The 16,160-nt window shown below is 67.7% G+C and carries 15 protein-coding genes and 2 pseudogenes; 8 read left to right on the top strand and 9 right to left on the bottom strand.

The window, feature by feature from the left end; all coding sequences use genetic code 11:
• Position 1 precedes the first annotated feature (1 nt).
• Genes P3102_RS28805 through P3102_RS28815 form a run of 3 tightly spaced genes read left to right on the top strand, consistent with a single transcriptional unit; the run spans position 2 to position 1,851 of the window.
• Positions 2-658 carry an enoyl-CoA hydratase-related protein gene (locus P3102_RS28805; RefSeq protein ID WP_276363328.1) on the top strand — a complete coding sequence of 219 codons (657 nt, stop codon included), beginning with the start codon at positions 2-4 and terminating at the stop codon, positions 656-658.
• A gap of 18 nt (positions 659-676) precedes the next feature.
• On the top strand, positions 677-1,051 hold the full coding sequence (locus P3102_RS28810) for a hypothetical protein (RefSeq protein ID WP_276363329.1): 375 nt from the start codon (positions 677-679) through the stop codon (positions 1,049-1,051).
• A gap of 20 nt (positions 1,052-1,071) precedes the next feature.
• Entirely contained in the window at positions 1,072-1,851 is a 780-nt protein-coding gene (locus P3102_RS28815; protein WP_276363331.1) for an alpha/beta fold hydrolase, read from the top strand.
• 5 nt (positions 1,852-1,856) lie between these two features.
• Here P3102_RS28815 and P3102_RS28820 read toward each other — a convergent pair whose 3' ends face one another.
• Together P3102_RS28820 and P3102_RS28825 are read right to left on the bottom strand one after the other, a co-directional pair.
• Positions 1,857-2,843: an acyl-CoA desaturase gene (locus tag P3102_RS28820; RefSeq protein WP_276363333.1), complete on the bottom strand. Its 987-nt coding sequence runs from the start codon at positions 2,841-2,843 to the stop codon at positions 1,857-1,859.
• A gap of 456 nt (positions 2,844-3,299) precedes the next feature.
• A complete protein-coding gene (locus P3102_RS28825) occupies positions 3,300-4,151 on the bottom strand; it encodes a nitroreductase/quinone reductase family protein (RefSeq protein WP_276363335.1) in 852 nt (283 codons plus the stop codon).
• 618 nt (positions 4,152-4,769) lie between these two features.
• On the opposite strand from P3102_RS28825, the pseudogene P3102_RS37870 reads away from it, so the two are divergent.
• Together P3102_RS37870 and P3102_RS28850 are read left to right on the top strand one after the other, a co-directional pair.
• Positions 4,770-6,041: pseudogene (locus tag P3102_RS37870) on the top strand (DUF222 domain-containing protein).
• Between the two features lie 77 nt (positions 6,042-6,118).
• A protein-coding gene (locus tag P3102_RS28850) for an IS5 family transposase (protein ID WP_276363339.1) occupies positions 6,119-6,936 on the top strand; the annotation gives its coding sequence in 2 pieces (ribosomal slippage) (positions 6,119-6,461 and positions 6,461-6,936; 819 coding nt in all).
• A gap of 8 nt (positions 6,937-6,944) precedes the next feature.
• On the opposite strand, the pseudogene P3102_RS28855 reads toward P3102_RS28850, so the two are convergent.
• Positions 6,945-8,242: pseudogene (locus P3102_RS28855) on the bottom strand (IS701 family transposase).
• A gap of 827 nt (positions 8,243-9,069) precedes the next feature.
• Positions 9,070-9,495 (bottom strand): acyl-CoA thioesterase, encoded by a 426-nt coding sequence (locus P3102_RS28860; protein ID WP_276363341.1) that lies wholly within the window; start codon positions 9,493-9,495, stop codon positions 9,070-9,072.
• Between the two features lie 276 nt (positions 9,496-9,771).
• On the opposite strand from P3102_RS28860, the gene P3102_RS28865 reads away from it, so the two are divergent.
• The gene (locus P3102_RS28865; protein WP_276363343.1) at positions 9,772-10,071 is read left to right on the top strand and encodes a hypothetical protein; all 300 of its coding nucleotides are present in this window, start codon (positions 9,772-9,774) and stop codon (positions 10,069-10,071) included.
• Positions 10,072-10,399: 328 nt separating this feature from the next.
• On the opposite strand, the gene P3102_RS28870 is transcribed toward P3102_RS28865, so the two are convergent.
• The 5 genes from P3102_RS28870 to P3102_RS28890 all read right to left on the bottom strand — a co-directional run bounded on the left by P3102_RS28870 (position 10,400) and on the right by P3102_RS28890 (position 14,823).
• Positions 10,400-10,774, bottom strand: coding sequence for a DUF427 domain-containing protein (locus tag P3102_RS28870; RefSeq protein ID WP_276363344.1), 375 nt, complete (start codon positions 10,772-10,774; stop codon positions 10,400-10,402).
• Between the two features lie 263 nt (positions 10,775-11,037).
• Positions 11,038-12,207: a class I SAM-dependent methyltransferase gene (locus P3102_RS28875; RefSeq protein WP_276363346.1), complete on the bottom strand. Its 1,170-nt coding sequence runs from the start codon at positions 12,205-12,207 to the stop codon at positions 11,038-11,040.
• Entirely contained in the window at positions 12,208-13,170 is a 963-nt protein-coding gene (locus P3102_RS28880; RefSeq protein WP_276363348.1) for a class I SAM-dependent methyltransferase, read from the bottom strand.
• A gap of 5 nt (positions 13,171-13,175) precedes the next feature.
• Positions 13,176-13,955 (bottom strand): enoyl-CoA hydratase-related protein, encoded by a 780-nt coding sequence (locus P3102_RS28885; RefSeq protein ID WP_276363349.1) that lies wholly within the window; start codon positions 13,953-13,955, stop codon positions 13,176-13,178.
• Positions 13,956-14,010: 55 nt separating this feature from the next.
• A complete protein-coding gene (locus P3102_RS28890) occupies positions 14,011-14,823 on the bottom strand; it encodes an ABC transporter ATP-binding protein (protein ID WP_276363351.1) in 813 nt (270 codons plus the stop codon).
• Between the two features lie 312 nt (positions 14,824-15,135).
• Here P3102_RS28890 and P3102_RS28895 point away from each other — a divergent pair, with 312 nt between their 5' ends.
• The gene (locus tag P3102_RS28895; protein ID WP_276363353.1) at positions 15,136-15,684 is read left to right on the top strand and encodes a cysteine dioxygenase family protein; all 549 of its coding nucleotides are present in this window, start codon (positions 15,136-15,138) and stop codon (positions 15,682-15,684) included.
• Positions 15,685-15,760: 76 nt separating this feature from the next.
• Positions 15,761-16,156 (top strand): rhodanese-like domain-containing protein, encoded by a 396-nt coding sequence (locus P3102_RS28900; protein ID WP_276363355.1) that lies wholly within the window; start codon positions 15,761-15,763, stop codon positions 16,154-16,156.
• Positions 16,157-16,160 lie beyond the last annotated feature (4 nt).

Consider the following 16,160-nt stretch of genomic DNA (forward strand, 5'->3'; position numbering starts at 1 on the left):
CATGCCCACTCTGCGTCAAGACGCCCCGGTGTTCCTGCTGGACCTCGGAGACGACGAGAACCGTTTCTCGCCGTCCTGGCTGGAAACCGTCCATTCCCAGCTGGACACCGTCGTCGCCTATCCGGATCCGGCGGTGCTGGTCACCGTGGGCTCGGGCAAGTTCTACTCGAACGGCCTCGACCTCGAATGGCTCACCAGCAACCCCACCCAGGCGGCGCAGTACGTCGCCGACGTCCACGAACTGCTGGCCCGCGTGCTCACCCTCGGCGTGCACACGGTCGCCGCGATCAACGGACACGCCTTCGGCGCCGGGGCCATGCTCGCGATGGCGCACGACTTCCGCGTGATGCGCGCCGACCGCGGGTACTTCTGCTTTCCCGAAGCGGATATCAACATCCCGTTCACGCCGGGGATGGCGGCGTTGATCCAGGGCAAGGTCTCCCCCGCCGCCGCGATCGCGTCGATGACCACGGGGCGGCGGTTCGGCGGCACGGACGCGCGCGATCTGGGCCTCGTGGACGCCGTCGCCGAGAAACCCGCGCTGCTGGAGTACGCGGCAGACCTCGTTCGCCCGCTGGCCGGGAAGGACCGCGGCACGCTGTGCGCGATCAAGACGACGATGTTCACCCCGGCTGTCACCGCGCTTCGCGCCAAGTAAAGGGCACAATCGTCGATTGTGAGCGAAAACGTCCTGCACGCCGGCGAGGCGGAGTTCAACCGCGTGGTGGAACCGCCGCGCCGCGAGTTGCCCGCCCACTGCAACCGCATGCCCGGCTCGACCCACGACGCCGACGACGCGGTGACCGCCGCGGACTTCGCCTCCGCACCGGCTCGCGGTGACGCGGACACGCTCGTGGCATTGCCGACCGAGGACGTCACCGCCAACGGGCAGCCCGCCGTCGCCTGCTCTCTCGGCGAAGCGGCCGACGCCGTCCATCACGTGTGGTCGATCACCGTGTTGTCCTTCCGTGGCGATCGGATCCGCGAGATCACGTCGTTCCTCGACGCGGACCTGTTCGCGGAATTCGACCTGTCCCGGACGAAGCCCTGAGTGCCGCGCGGAGAAAGGCGTTGATCGCGCTGGGGGTGGTCGTCACCCTCGTCGGCGCGGTCTTCGGTGCCGCGTTCGCCTTCCAGCGCAAGCTGATCTATCTCCCCGAGGGAGGTCCGCCGCCCGGCGCCGCCGTCGTCCTGCCCGGCGGCAGGGACGTCACGCTCACCACCTCGGACGGACTGAGCCTCGCGAGCTGGTACTTCCCGGTCGCCGGCGCGAAGGTGGCCGTGCTGGTCGCGCCCGGCAACGCCGGGAACCGGGTGTACCGCGCGCCGATGGCCCGCGCGCTGACCGCACGCGGGCTCTCGGTGCTGTTACTGGAGTATCGCGGGTACGGAGGCAATCCCGGCGAGCCGTCCGAGGACGGGCTCAAGCTGGACATCCGCGCCGCGCACGACTTCCTGGCCCGCGAGGCCGGGGCGCCGCTGGTCTACTTCGGCGAGAGCCTGGGCTCCGCGGTCGTCACCGAACTGGCCGTCGAACGCCCGCCGTCCGCGCTCGTCCTGCGGTCTCCGTTCGTCGACCTCGCGTCGGTCGGGCGACTGCGTTATCCGTTCCTGCCGGTCCGGTGGCTGCTGCGGGACGAGTTCCCGACGCGGGACGACGTCGCGCGCGTGCAGGCACCGGTGACCGTCGTGTACGGCGCCGCTGACTCGATCGTCCCGGCCCAGCAGAGCCGTGAAGTGGCACGGGCCGCCGGCGCGAGGACGGTCGAAGTCCCCGGTGCCGAGCACAACGACCCGGCGTTCTCGGACGGGCCGGAACTGATCGACGCCATCGCGGACGCGATCCGCTGACGGGCTCAGGCCCGCTTCGCGGTCCGGCGTAGTGACAGGGAGTGGCCGGGGTTGAGTTTGCGGCCGAGCCGGTCGGCCTTCGGCCAGCGGACGTCCGTCGCCCAGCCCGCCTTCTCGAACAGCCAGATCAACCGCGCCGAAATGTCGAGCTGACCTCGGCGGACACCGTGCCGGGCGCCGGTGGGATCGGCGTGGTGGGAGTTGTGCCAGGACTCGCCCATCGAGGCGATGGCGAGCGGCCAGAAGTTCGCGGACTTGTCACGGGCGGCGAACGGACGATCGCCGATCATGTGACACAACGAGTTCACCGACCAGGTGACGTGGTGCAGCAGCGCCACGCGGACCAGGCTCGCCCAGAAGAACGCGGTGACCGCGCCCCACCACGACATCGTGATCACGCCGCCGAGGACGGCGGGCGCGAGCAACGTCACGACGGTGAGCAGCGGGAACAGGCGATCGATCCGGGCGATGTCCCGGTCGGCCAGCAGATCCGGGGCGAACCGCTGCGCGTTGGTCTTCTCGCGATCGAACAGCCAGCCCATGTGGGCGTGCCAGAAGCCGCGGGCGAGCGCGGCCGGGCTGGAGCCGAACCGCCACGGGGAATGCGGGTCGCCCTCACGGTCGGCGAAGGCGTGATGGCGCCGGTGGTCGGCCACCCAGCCGATGACCGGGCCCTGCATGGCCATGCTGCCGGCGACCGCGAGGGCGATCCGCAGGCCGCGGTTGGCCTTGAAGGCGCCGTGGGTGAAGTAGCGGTGGAAACCGATGGTCACGCCCAGACCGGTGAGGAAGTAGAACCCGGCGGCCAGACCGAGGTCCACCCAGCCGAGCCCCCAGCCCCACGCGAAGGGGACGGAAGCGGCCAGTGCCAGCAGAGGCACCACCGCGAACAGCTTGACGAGAAAGTTTTCGGTGTTGGACTGCTCCCCGGACAACAGGGGCTGTGGCGCCTGCCGCTCTGCGCTGTCCGGGTTGTTTAGAACTGAAGTCATGTCGCCGTTTCTTGTCGATTGCCAGGACCGGTATCGGCTGTGTCAGCCGATGTCGCGGCTCGGCGCTCGGAAGGCGACGCCCGCGACGAATTCTGCGCGAGCGTGCTTGGCCAACACGACACCCAAAACGTTGATCTGCTCCGTCAACGAACGGCGTCGGCCGAAGGTTCCGGTGTGGGATAAGAAGGTTCGCGAAAAAGATCCATGTATCGCTCGCCTTGCGGGGTCGCGGGGTCGTGCCGCTCGACCTGGGTGTCGAGCGGGTGGCTGAACAGCGCACTGTCGGTGCTGTGAGTTTTGACTGTAGAACCTTTCGAAGGGACCGCTGGTTCGCGGTCTTCGGCGAGGCCGGGGGCGAATTCCACCCGCCTCGTGCCGGATCGGCGTCGCGCATGAGGCTCCGCCGCTCACCATGATACACGCCCTGGGGCCGGAACCCCAGGGCGTGTGTACCGATCAGCCGGGCGCCGTCACGTTGAGTGCCGTCACCACCGTTCGCTCTTCGTGAGCGAAGTGCGCTTCGAGCTTCCCCGCGAGCTCATCGAAGTCGTCACGCAAGAGAACAGGGTCACTCTCCCCGTGGACGTAGCCCTCCACGAGCTCGCGGATGCGCTTCTGCAACGTCGCGACGACGACGTGGTCTTCCCCGAGCCTCGTCAGCGTCGGAGCCAGAGCGGGAAACCGTTGGGCCAACATAGGAAACGCGCCCATGTCCTCACCGGTATGATGCTTGGTCAACGCGTCGCAGAACGAAACACAATGTGCCCGCAGGGGTTTCGCTATGCCGAGCGACTCCGCGCGGCCCGCCACGATCTCGTCCACCCCGGCGCGCAGCGTCTTGAGTTCCTCCCGCAGCCAGTCGTGGACCTCCACCAGGAAGTCCCCCATCCCCCGCACCCGGTCGTCGATCCGGTGCAAGACCACGACTGGCATCTCGCGCGAAGTTTTCGCCTGATAGTCGGCAAATCCCCGCTCCTCGGCGACGATCCGCGCGAACAACGCGTCCCGTTCCGCCGCGGACGGAACGGCCGCGATCGCCTCATAGGTCTCGGCGCCGGTCTCGATCGTGACCCGATGGTCGCGCCGGATGTTGTGGTACCACCCCGGGTGGGACGGAGATCCCATGTTGGAAGCGACGACGACGGTCTTGCCGTCGATTTCGAGGTATCCCAAGGGATTCGTCCGCCGCTTACCGCTCTTGGCACCCGTGGTGGTGAGCAGGATCAGCTGCCACCCCTCGAACCTGCCGCCGAGATTTCCTTTGGTACGCCTGAATTCCTCGATCACCTGGTCGTTGAAGCCGGTCAATGCGGTCCTTTCCCGTCGATGTGTCGACAGGAGGGCACGGAAACCAGCACCGGAACGAGCACACAAGCCTTGACTCACCCGGGTTGGGGCGGGTTTCGCCCGGGTGCGGGCGGGTTTCGCCTGAGTTTCGGACGCAGCGCATGGAGGCGTCATCCCACGGACGCGGGGATGATCGGATGCGAGAGACGGTGTGTGCCGATCTCTGGTGGCTGAGTAGCCGCTACCTCCATGCGTAGGCCCATACGGGGCTCGGGAACGACGTTAGCACAGGGTCCGGCCGTCGCGCACGAGCCTTGCCCGCCTTCGTCCTTTACACCTTCACCTTTTGTGCTTTCGCGCTTTCGCTTCTTCGCTCACTTTCGCGCCTTCGCGCCTTCGCGCCTTCGCTCACTTTCGCGCCTTCGCGCCTTCGCTGGCTTTCGTACTTTCGCGCCCTCGCCCTCTCGCACCCTCCGCGCCTTCGTGCCTATCGTGCGTCCTCGTCCTTCGCGCGTCTTCGCTCTTCATCTCCTTCGCACCTCTAACACGCTTCAGAGCTTTCTCTGCACGTGCATTCGAATTCTCCCCACTGGGCCATTAGGGCTAGCACATCTGTTCTATATGGAGTAGCGTGAAGTCGTGGCCAGCGACAACGCATCCCCGGAGACGTCCATCGAGTGGTGGCGTGTCGACACCGCGACGCTGCATGCCCGTAAGCAGGAATTGGAAATGCGGAAGCGTCGGTTGGATGCGGAGCAGAACGCGATCCTGGCGGAAATCAATGCCCGTGGGGTGCGTGGGTGCTCGGGTCATTCGACGTTGGCGGCGTTGATTTTCGAGGATTTCCGGGTGACGGACAGGGAGGCCGGTGTCCGCGCTGATCGTGTCCTGGCCCTGCATGCGGGTCCGTCGATCGGGGGAGATCCCGGGCCGCCGCTGGCGCCGTTGACCGCTCAGGCCGCGGCGGAGGGTGTGATCGGGGGTTCGCAGATCGACGCGATCATCCGCACCCTCGCTCGCATCCCCTCCACCGTCCCGGAAGAAGACATCCGGGCCGGGGAGAAGATCCTCGTCGACTTGGCTCGCCACGCGGGGCCGCGGCAGATCGCCCGCGCCGGACGCCGCCTGCTGGACAAACTCGACCCCGACGGGAAAGAGCCCCGCAGCGAGGATCCGAAGGACACCCGGCCGGAGATGCGGTTTACCCAGCACCGCGACGGCAACCCTCGGCTTGAAGGCCACCCTGGATCTCGAAACCTACGCCCGCCTGAAATCGGACCTGGATCCGATGGCCAAACCGCACAAAGCCACCGACGGGGTGCGGGACTCCCGCACCCAGGACGAGCGCTACGGGGATGCGTTCACCGACTACGTGCGGTTGAAGACCACCAGCCGCGACCTCCCCGGACAAGCGGGCGAAGCCACACACATCCTGGTCACCACATCCTGGTCACCATGTCCTACGACGACCTGATCCGGGACCTCGGCGACGCCTGCCTGGACCTGGTGGGGCCGATCAGCGCCACCGACGCCCGCATCCTCGCCTGCGACGCCCGTGTCCGACCCGGTGTGCTCGGAACTGGCGGGGAACCCCTCGACATCGGCCGATCCAAACGGACCGTGTCCCTGGCCCAGAAGTACGCGCTGACCCTCCGCGACGGTGGTTGTGCGTTCCCGGGTTGTGACATGCCCGTACCCCGCTGTACGGCACACCACATCGTCTTCTGGCAACACCACGGCGAAACGAAAATCGACAACCTCGTGCTGCTGTGCACCAAACATCACCGGCTCATCCACCATAGTGAATGGAAAGCCCGGATCACCCACGACGGCTTACCTGAGTTCACCGCCCCCGCCTACCTCGACCCCACCACAACACCCAGACGAAACACCATGCACCTACGGATTTAAAAGTCGTAACAGATGAATAGGTTTCTAAGAGCGTGTCTTACGTGGCGACCGGTGGCTGATGCGCCATGATCTTGGTCGTGGTTGATCGGTTGTCTTTGCGTCTTGTGCCGGATGAGCTGTGGGAACTGGTGAAGCCGTTGATCCCCGCGTTCACACCGCGTCCGCAGGGTGGTGGGACCGCGCCGTTGGATCCGCGGCAGGTGTTCACGGCGATCGTGTACGTGCTGACCAGCGGATGTGCTTGGCGGGATCTGCCGCCGTCGTTCGGCGTGCCCTTCCAGACCGCGCACCGCCGGTTCGCGCAATGGACAGAGGCCGGGCTATGGCGCGAGCTCCATCGTGTACTGCTTGACGAACTGGGCAGCCGGGGCTTGCTCGACTGGAGTCGTGCGATCGTGGACGGCGCCTCCGTCCGCGCGAAAAAGGGGGATCTCTGACCGGCCCCAGCCCGGTCGACCGAGGTAAACCCGGCTCGAAAATCCACGTCCTGTCCGACCGTGCCGGCCTGCCGCTCACGATCGCGATCTCCGCCGCGAACACCCACGACTCGCTCGCGCTCAAACCCCTGGTGATGGCGATCCCCGCGGTCAAGTCCCACCGAGGCCCGCGACGCCGCAAGCCCGCCAAGCTGCACGCCGACAAGGCCTACGACCAGCCCGCGCTCCGACACTGGGTCCGCGACCGCGGCATCACAGTCCGCATCGCCCGCAAAGGCATCGAATCCGCGGACAAACTCGGCAAACACCGCTGGGTGATCGAGCGAACCATGGCCTGGCTCACCGGATACCGCCGCCTCACCCTGCGCTACGAACGCAAAGCCGAACACTTCCTCGCCTTCCTTACCCTCGGAGCCGCCCTCACCTGCCACAAGAAACTCCGAAAGCTCACCACGTAAGACACGCTCTAATACTGCAATGACACTTCGTGATGGCCGCGCCGGCGGTAGTGGCTGGTTCGGGCGCGGGCTTGGCTGGTTCGTCGCCATCGTGACCAGTGCATAGCGTGCTGGATTGTGTGCTGGACCCGCGTGGTGACACGGTTGAATAGCTTGCGGATTTCGTTGGACGTGAGCGGTATCAGGCCGGGTGTAGATCCCCTTTTTTTGCGGTCTCTCGAGTGATGACGAGGAATGCTGCCGCTGCCATGGAGAGAGTTATATGCCGATACCATGCTTCGTATCGGCGGACCTGGTAGTGGTCGAGCCCGGTTTCGTTCTTTGCGGTTTGGAAACTTTCTTCGATCGCCCAGCGGCTGCCAGCGACGCGTACCAGTTCTCGGAGATCGGTTTCGGCGGGGCCAAAGCAAATGTAGTAGGAAATCTCGGTGGGGTCGCTGACCGAGCGGCGGGCCAGCAGCCAGTGGCCGACTTCTCGCCGGCGCAGCGGGCGGATGTCAACTACGGCCCAATCGTAGATCCGCTGCCCGTGGGCGCCATCGCCGCAGGACAGGCGCTGCCAGGCAGTCGGGGCGGCGTCCGCGATAACCGAGTGGGCGCGCCGCTGCCGCAGATCCATGGAAATCACCATCTGGGACTTGGGCACCGCCAGTACATGTGCGATGTCGTGTTCTTCCAGCCAGAGCCGCAGCCGTCCAACCTGCCCGTACGCTTCGTCGGCGGTGAACCACGCGAACGGGATACTCGCGGCGAGCGCGCGTTCCAACATTAATTGCGCCAGTTCGGGTTTCGTCGCGAATCCGACGCCGTTAGGAATGCCCGCAGCGCTGCACCGATCCCGATCGGCGATCCACTCTTTCGGTAGATACAACTCCCGATCGATCAAAGCCCGCCCCCGAGCCGATACATACGCCAAGAACACGCCGATCTGCGAATTCTCGATGCGCCCGGCCGTGCCCGAATACTGGCGCGCTACGCCCGCGGACTTCGTGCCCTTCTTCACGAACCCGGTCTCGTCCGCGATCAACACGCCACGTTCGGCGTCCGCCAGCACCTCGACCACCGTGGCCCGCACATCATCACGCACGCCTTCGGCGTCCCAGGCGTAGAAGTTCAGCAGCCGCTGCATGCCCTGCGGGCCGGCCTCGCCGGCCATCTCCGCCAGGGTCCAGCCGTTCTTGCGCTCGACTTCAGCCAGCAGTCCCCGCAGGTAAGACACCATCTGACGCCGCGGCTCCACCCGCGAGAACCGCGACGCGAACCGCCCCGCGAACGCAGTGAAATGCGCCGACCAACCCGTCGCCATCTCCAACACAGGAGATCAACTACACGATCGCCGGGCCAAAGCCTAACCGACACACTCAACCACTCTATAACGAAATGTCATTGCAGTACTAAGTCTGTGCCAGCGGATTCTGGTGCAGCAGAGGTGAGGAAGTCTTGTGGATGTCGTCGCGGATCTTCAGCGAATGCACATGCGGCGGAGCCAGTGCAGCAGGGCGAAGGCACCTTCGACGACCCAGCGGTGAACGCCTAGACCGAACCGTGTTATTCGCCGCGGCGGGCGATGCCGAGCGTGATCCCTCGGCGCGGACAAGGCGACGGTATTCGTCGTGGCCGTAGGCGCGGTCGGTGCAGATCCGGCGTGGCCCTCGCCGCGGTGACCCGGGACCGCCCGCACCGGCGGGATCGCCTGGATCAACGGCATCGGCTGGGTGACGCCGTGCTGGTCACGGAGGCTACCAAGGGGATACCGGTCGGTGATCACATGGCATGTCGATCCGACAAGGGTCCGGTTCACGGAACTCGGGTCGCTTTCTGGCCCCTTCAACGCCCGCACAGATGACCTATTGACCGCCGCACGACCAGTCCAGCAGGTTCACCCCGTGCGCCTCGTGAGCAGCACTCGTGCAACTGCTGCCCCATACCGGCCCCAGTTCAGTCCCGCAGCCGGCGCCAGCACGTCACACCTCGACCCGTACCCCATCTCCTGCGACAGAAACTCCCACGAATCGTGGCATAGAGCACGATCATGATCCCGCACAACGCCTTGCGATCGGTTTCGAGCACGTTGCCGATCCACCTGCGGCGAAATGGCCCACCAGTCTCTACGAGAAGCGGGTGACCATCTGATCACGGCAGGCCAAGGATTTCCGGCCGTGCCGCGTATTTTCGCCAGTGCCGTCCGGGATCCGGCACCAACCGCCGTCGTTCGAGATCCAGCAGCCCGGAAAGGCTTTCCACCTCCGCCACCACGGCACCGTCCGGCGCCACGAATTCCTGGACGACCCGTGACACCTTGCCCGGTGCCCAGGTGAACCGGGTCAGGACGTCGATCCGCGCACGGGCGCGGAGCTCGCGGTGGAACCGGATCGTCGTTTCGAGGTTGACCGGGCCGAGGTTCCCGGCCTTGAGCGCCAACGGGTCCACGCCGGCCGCCCACACGCATTCCCAGCGAGCGTGATCGGCGTACGCGAGGTAGACGGGGCCGCGGACATGCCCGTTGAGGTCGAGATCGTCCGTGCGGATGTCGATGGTGACGCGAAGAGGTTCGAGCACTTCCCGATTTTCGCGCGGTGGACCGCCTCAGTCTGGAACGTTTCGGCCAGTCCAGGATCGGACGAGCGCGCCGGGCGGAACACCGGACAGCCGGCGGCACTCCCGCCCGAGATGGGACTGATCCGCGTAACCCACCTCGGCGGCGACGTCGGCAAGCGACGAGCCGCCCCGCGCGACCGGCGCGCTTTCGCGGTACACGGATCGGCCCGAACGGTGACGCAGCGGAACACCCACGTCCGGCAGTATGCCCCCGCCCACCGACAAGATGCGCCGCCCATGATCTCGCTGGGAACTTGCCGCCGTGCTGCGACCGGTACTCGACCCGCCCCAGTCGGCTGGATCCTCGCCGGCGCGACCGGCGAGACCGGCGAGACCGGCCGCACGGTCCCCCGTGACCATGCCGCCTACGCCCGGGTCTGCCACCCCGCCGAGCGTGACCGCGGCTGGTCGAATGGGGCGAAGTCGTGGCCGAGACGGGATGGCGCCATGCGGTGGCACGCGCTGGTCGGCTCCTCGGATCCGGTGAATCTCACCGGCTCGGTCTGGCGGAACTTCCCGCCCGAACGCGGCACGTAACCTCTGCACAGTCTCACCGCGCTGCTGGCCGTTCTCGGCGATCACACGTCCACTTCGGAGGCTTGGCTCCGCCTTTGGGGCGGCTACGGCTGGACCGACGAGCACTTCGACCCGCCGCGCCTGCGGCATCCAGACCGGGACTACCTGCTCTTCCAAGGACCGCCGACGTCCGTGCCGGAACTCGGCTGGCGGCCCCGGCCGAACTGGTTCGAGGCGCGGTCGCCCACCCTGTTCCGGCCGGACGACCGTGCCTGGTGCGTGGCGGATCGGATCCGACACGTCACTCGCGGCCGACGGGGATCGCGTCGACCTGCTGCCGTGAGGTGGATCAGCGCTCTTCGATCGCGTCCACCTTCGACGGGTAGAACGCCACGTGGTCCTTGATCTCGGCGACCGCGTCGTACGGCGCCTCGTAGGTCCAGACGACGTTCTCGGCGACGCCGTCGCCGGTGCGGACGCTGTAGTATGCCGCGTCGCCCTTGAACGGGCAGTACGTCGAGTGTTCCGTCCGCTCCAGCACGCCGAAGTCGACGTCGGCACGCGGGATGTACTGCGCGGGCGGGTAGTCCGCCTCCTGCAGCGTGAGCGCGTTCGCGCTGTCCGCCACGACCTTACCGCCGACCGTGACGACCACCCGTGCCTTGTTCGGCGTCACCGTGATCGGGTGGGCCGCGCTCGGCTTCAGCACCTTCTTGTCAGGCATGGATCAGCTCCTCGAGGGTTTCCGAATACCGGGAACAGCGACGCCGCCCGCGCGGATATTCCCTCCGGGCAGGAGTACCCCGGATTCGGTGGATCGGCCGGGAAACACCCTCGATGACGCAGGGTAACCCTCGTTCGAGGTTCTTGAACGACGGTGGGCTTCTTCACGCCCCGGTCCGGCTGCCGGACGAGGCAGCTTGGCGCTGCCGGCGGACTCGGAACCACCAGTTCCATAGACCGGTGAACCGGCTCAGGGAATGCTTCTCACGTCAGCTGTGCGCGGCAAAGGAACGCTACTCCAGAACGACCGATTCTGGTCAGCACCAAGGTCGCTTCTTCTCCGCCGCGAGGTTTCAGCTTGCGCCGCAACGCGTCCGGGTCGATGTCGAGACCACGGACGAGGATCTCCAAGCGACCGATGTCGTGTTTTTTCAGCGAGACGCGCAGATTCTTCTCGCTGTACGGCCCGTGCTCGACCACCCGGAACGCCCGGATTCCCGGCGGCGGGACGTCGCCGGTCAGGTACGCGATGCGTTCGTCGAGTTGCCACAGGCCGTGCCGTGCCGCGTAATGCCGCACGAGTCCGGCCCGGACGACGGCGCCGTCGGGGTCGACGATCCATGCACCCGGTTCACGCACGGGAATGTCGTCGGGATCGGCGTCGGTGACCGTCCATTGTGTACCGTCCGACCGCAACACCGTCGCCCGGCGCGACACCGTCGAGCCCACGCCGCGCCACAGGCACGCCTCACGCACCTGACCGTCCAACGAGACCAGTTCGACCTCGTCCGCCCACGGCGCGATGGAGAAATCGAGCCCCGGCGCGCATTTCACCGCAAGCTCGCGGCCGGCGTACGACTCGACCAATCCGTCCAGCGGCGGAAGGAAATCGGCCGGCTTCCACGCCCGGCGCCCGGCGGAGTCGCGGCGGGCGGGGTCGGCGACGACGACCGAAGCACGGCTGACCGGCCGCAGCGCGTCGGCACGCACCAAATCGGGCGAAACCCCGGCCTCGAAAGCGTTGTGCCGCGCCATCGCCAGCCGGACCTCGTCCAGATCCGAGCCGAGCGCCCGGGAGGCGGCGCGGGCGATCTCGATCAGGTCCGCGCCGACGGAACACGTCACGTCGTGGACATCACGACCGGCCAACCGCGAAGCCCGGTGCCGGGCGACCAGTGTGGCGCTGGCCTGCTGGAGCGCGTCGCCGGTGAACAGCCACGAATCCGCGGAGTCCAGTTTGGCCGACGATTTCCGCCGCAGTACCACCGTTTCCAGTACCGCGGCCGCGTGGTCCGGGGCGATCCGGCGCACGGCGGCGACGTCGGTGATGCGGGTCTTGCCGGTCAGCGGCAGGGACGAACATTCGGCGAGCGCCGCGCTTCCCGCATCGGAGCGCAGGAAGGCGACGTCGTCGAGCGTGAATCGATACGGCACCTACGAACGCTTGGTGCCGGTGATCATCACGTTGTAGAACAGCTCGCGCGGCAGCACCTTGGCGAACAGCTTCTTGTCCAGAGCGGACAGCCGCAACCAGAGCCGGTACGCGAACAGACGCCAGCGCAGGGTCAGCTTCTCCTGGGGCACGGCGGCTTCGAAGGTCCGGATCGGCCAGCCCGCGAGCGCGGCGGCGAACTCCTCGGTGACCGCGCGGACGTCCTGCGCGCCCGCGCCGCGGGCCATCGACTCGAGTTCGGACGGGTCGAAGGTGTGGATGTCGACCACGGCCTCCAGCGCGGCCGCGCGGGAGGACTCGTCGAGTTCCTCCTGTGGACGGCGCCAGCCGTTCAGCGCCGGGAGCTTGGTCAGGTTGGTGGTGAGGTACCACGTGAGCTGGCCGAGCTTGCGCGCGTAGAAGTCGCCGACCTTCGTCGGTTCGCCCGCGAAGACGAACCGGCCGCCCGGCTTCAGCACCCGCAGCACCTCGGCGAACGCGGCGCGGACGTCCGGGATGTGGTGCAGCACGGCGTGCCCGACGACGAGGTCGAAACTGTCGTCCTCGTAAGGGATCCGCTCCGCGTCGGCGACCCTGCCGTCGACGTCGAGGCCGAGGTTCTCGGCGTTGCGCAGCGCGACCTGGACCATGCCCGGCGACAGGTCGGTGACCGAACCCTTCTTGATCACCCCGCCCTGCATCAGGTTCAGCAGGAAGAAACCGGTGCCGCTGCCCAGTTCCATCGCGGTCGGATACGGCTGGCCGTCCTCACCGGCGACGGCGTTGAACACGTCCGTCGCGTAGGAGATGCAGCGCTCGTCGTAGGAGATGGACCACTTCTCGTCGTAGGTGCCGGCTTCCCAGTCGTGGTAGAGCACGTTGGCGAGCTTGGGGTCGTCGTAGGCGGCCTTGACCTCTTCGGCGGTGGCGTGCGGGTTCGGCGCCGGATCGTTCACCTGCGTCATCGCGCTTACTTCCCCTCGAAGGTGGCCTTGCCGGGGCCGTTCTCGATGAACGACTTCATGCCGTTGCGCTGGTCCTCGGTCGCCCAGAGCGCGGCGAAGAGGTGGGATTCGAGCTTCAGACCGCTCGCGAGGTCGGTGTCGAGACCGCCGTCGATCGCGGCCTTCGCGGCGCGCAGCGCCACAGCGGGGCCGTTCGCGAATTGCGAGGCCCACTTGTGCGCGGCGGCGTAGACGTCGTCCGGGGCGACGACCTCGTCGAGGATCCCCAGCGCGAGTGCCTCCTCGGCCTTCACGAAGCGGCCGGTGAACACGAGGTCCTTGGTCTTGCTCGGGCCGATGAGCCGCGCCAGGCGCTGCGTGCCGCCGGCGCCGGGGATGACGCCGAGCTGGATCTCCGGCTGACCGACCTTGACGTTGTCGCCGGCGATCCGGCGGTCGGCGGTCAGCGCGAGTTCGAGCCCGCCGCCCAGCGCGTAGCCGGTGATGGCCGCGACGACCGGCTTCGGGATGTTCGCGATGGTGGCCAGCGACGCCGTCAGCGCCGCGCCGAACTTCGCGATCTCCGGGTAGGTGCGCTCGGCCATCTCCTTGATGTCCGCGCCACCCGCGAAGGTCTTCTCGCCGCCGTAAAGGATCACGGCGCGCACGTCGTCGCGCTCGGAGGCCTCACGGGCCGCTTCGGCCAGCTCGGCCTGCACCTGGTCGTTCAGCGCGTTGACCGGCGGGCGGTCCAGCCGGATCGTGCCGACCCCGCCTTCGACCTCGAGACTTACGAACTCTCCCACGCCGTCCTCCTTAACCGTCCGAGACAGATTGCAGGCTACCGGTCAGTACGACCCGTCAGCGGCGACGGGCGAAGTAGCGATCACCGGACCGTTCGAGCAGCAGGTCCTGATCGAACGTCTTGGACAGGTTGTCGCTGGTCACGACGTCGTCCACCAGGCCGGAGGCGACCGCGCGGCCGTCGCGCAGCAGCAGCGCGTGGGTGAATCCCGGCGGGATTTCTTCCACGTGATGGGTGACGAGCACCATGGCCGGGGCCTCGGGGTCGAGGGCCAGCTCCGAAAGGCGCGCGACGAGGTCCTCACGGCCACCGAGGTCGAGTCCGGCGGCGGGCTCGTCGAGCAGCAGCATCTCCGGGTCGGTCATCAGCGATCGGGCGATCAGCGTCCGCTTGCGCTCGCCCTCCGACAGCGTCCCGAAGGTGCGATCGGCCAGGTGCGCGATGCCGAGCGCGCCCAAGAGCGCCAAGGCGCGGTCGGTGTCGAGGCTGTCGTATTCCTCACGCCAGCGGCCGACGACGGCGTAACCGGCGCTCACCACGACGTCGACGACGCGCTCCTCGCCCGGTACACGCTGGGCGATCGCGGCCGAGGTGAACCCGATCCGCGGGCGCAGCTCGAAGATGTTGACCTTGCCGATGCGGTCGCCGAGCAGGTCGACCGTTCCCGAGGTCGGGTGGAGTTCGGCCGCGGCCAGCCGGAGCAGGGTGGTCTTGCCCGCGCCGTTCGGGCCGAGCACCACCCAGCGTTCGTCCAGTTCCACGGTCCAGTCGAGGTCGGCGAGGAGGTCGTTGCCTGTTCGGCGGACCCCGACACCGGTCATCCTCACCACGAGGTCGTCAAGTTCGCTGGGCTGGATCGGCTCGCTCACCTGCCCATTGTGTCCGCACACGCGCGCGCGTGTGCACCGGGCCGCCGGTCGGGGGAAAGCGGCTGGTCCAGGAAGTGGGACGGAGCGACCGGCGGGAGGGCACTGTGGCACCATCGGCGGCGTGATCAGGTCCGTGTCCGCCGCCTTCCCCGTCATCGGGGGCTCTTTCTGGCGCCGCCGGGCCATCGACCTGCTCCTCGTCGCCTCGTGCGGGTGTACCGCCGCGCGACACGGCTGAGTTCCCGTTCTTCCCGTGTCGCGCCGCGTTCGGCCCTAGCTTCCGCGCCCGCGAACCCCACGAGGAGCTTCACCGTGACCACGTCCCTCACTGCCGACCAGGACTTCGAGATCCACCCGCGGCTGATCGACCCGCTGCTCCCGGAACTGCTGCACCCGGAGCGGCTGCTCTGGACACCCCGTGAACTGGCCGAGCTGACCTCCACGGTCACCACCGAACTGACCTCGGGCCTGCGCGGCCTGCTGCGGTTCGACGCCGCCCACCGCTGGTGGGCGCGGCTCGCGCTGACCGACGGCGTCGAACTGTGGCTGTTGTCGTGGCTGCCCGGCCAGCGGACCGAACCGCACGACCACGGCGGCGCGTCCGGCTCGTTCACCGTGCTGCAGGGCGAGCTGGGCGAGGAGTACCGCTATCCCGGCGGCCCGATCCGGCGCCGCACCCACGTGGCGGGCGAGGGCATCGGCTTCGGCGCGGGGCGCGCCCACCAGGTGACCGGCATCGGCTCCGAGCCCGCCGCCAGCGTCCACGCCTACTCGCCGCCGCTGGTCGCGACCCGCGAATACGGCTCGCTCGCCGAGGTCCCCGCCGAAATCCCCTCGCTCACCCCAATACTGGGCCGATGAGTGAGCGTGCGAGCGCATCGGTCAACACGGTGCGCCTGCTCATGCAACGTAAAGCGACCCACTACGAGGAGCAGGCATGAGCGCGATCGACGCCCTGCTGGCGGCCGCCCGGTCCGGACTGGACCGGGCGGAACCGGAGCAGGCACTGCGGCTGCAACGGGACGGTGCCCTGATCGTGGACATCCGCCCGCACGTCAACCGGGTGGAAGAGGGTGAGATCCCGGACTCGGTGATCGTCGAACGCATCCACCTCGAGTGGCGGCTCGCGCCGGACAGCGAGTGGCGGCTGCCGCAGGTGAAACCGGACTCGACGGTGATCGTCGTGTGCAACGAGGGGTACTCGTCGAGCCTGGCCGCCGCCGACCTGCGGCGGCTCGGCCTGCCGGGTGCCACCGACCTCGAAGGCGGGTTCCGTGCCTGGCGCTCGGCGGGTCTCCCGATCCGCGAAGGCGGCACGCCGGCCGTCCCCTGACGCG

It is taken from the genome of Amycolatopsis sp. QT-25 (assembly GCF_029369745.1).
Lineage (GTDB): Bacteria > Actinomycetota > Actinomycetes > Mycobacteriales > Pseudonocardiaceae > Amycolatopsis.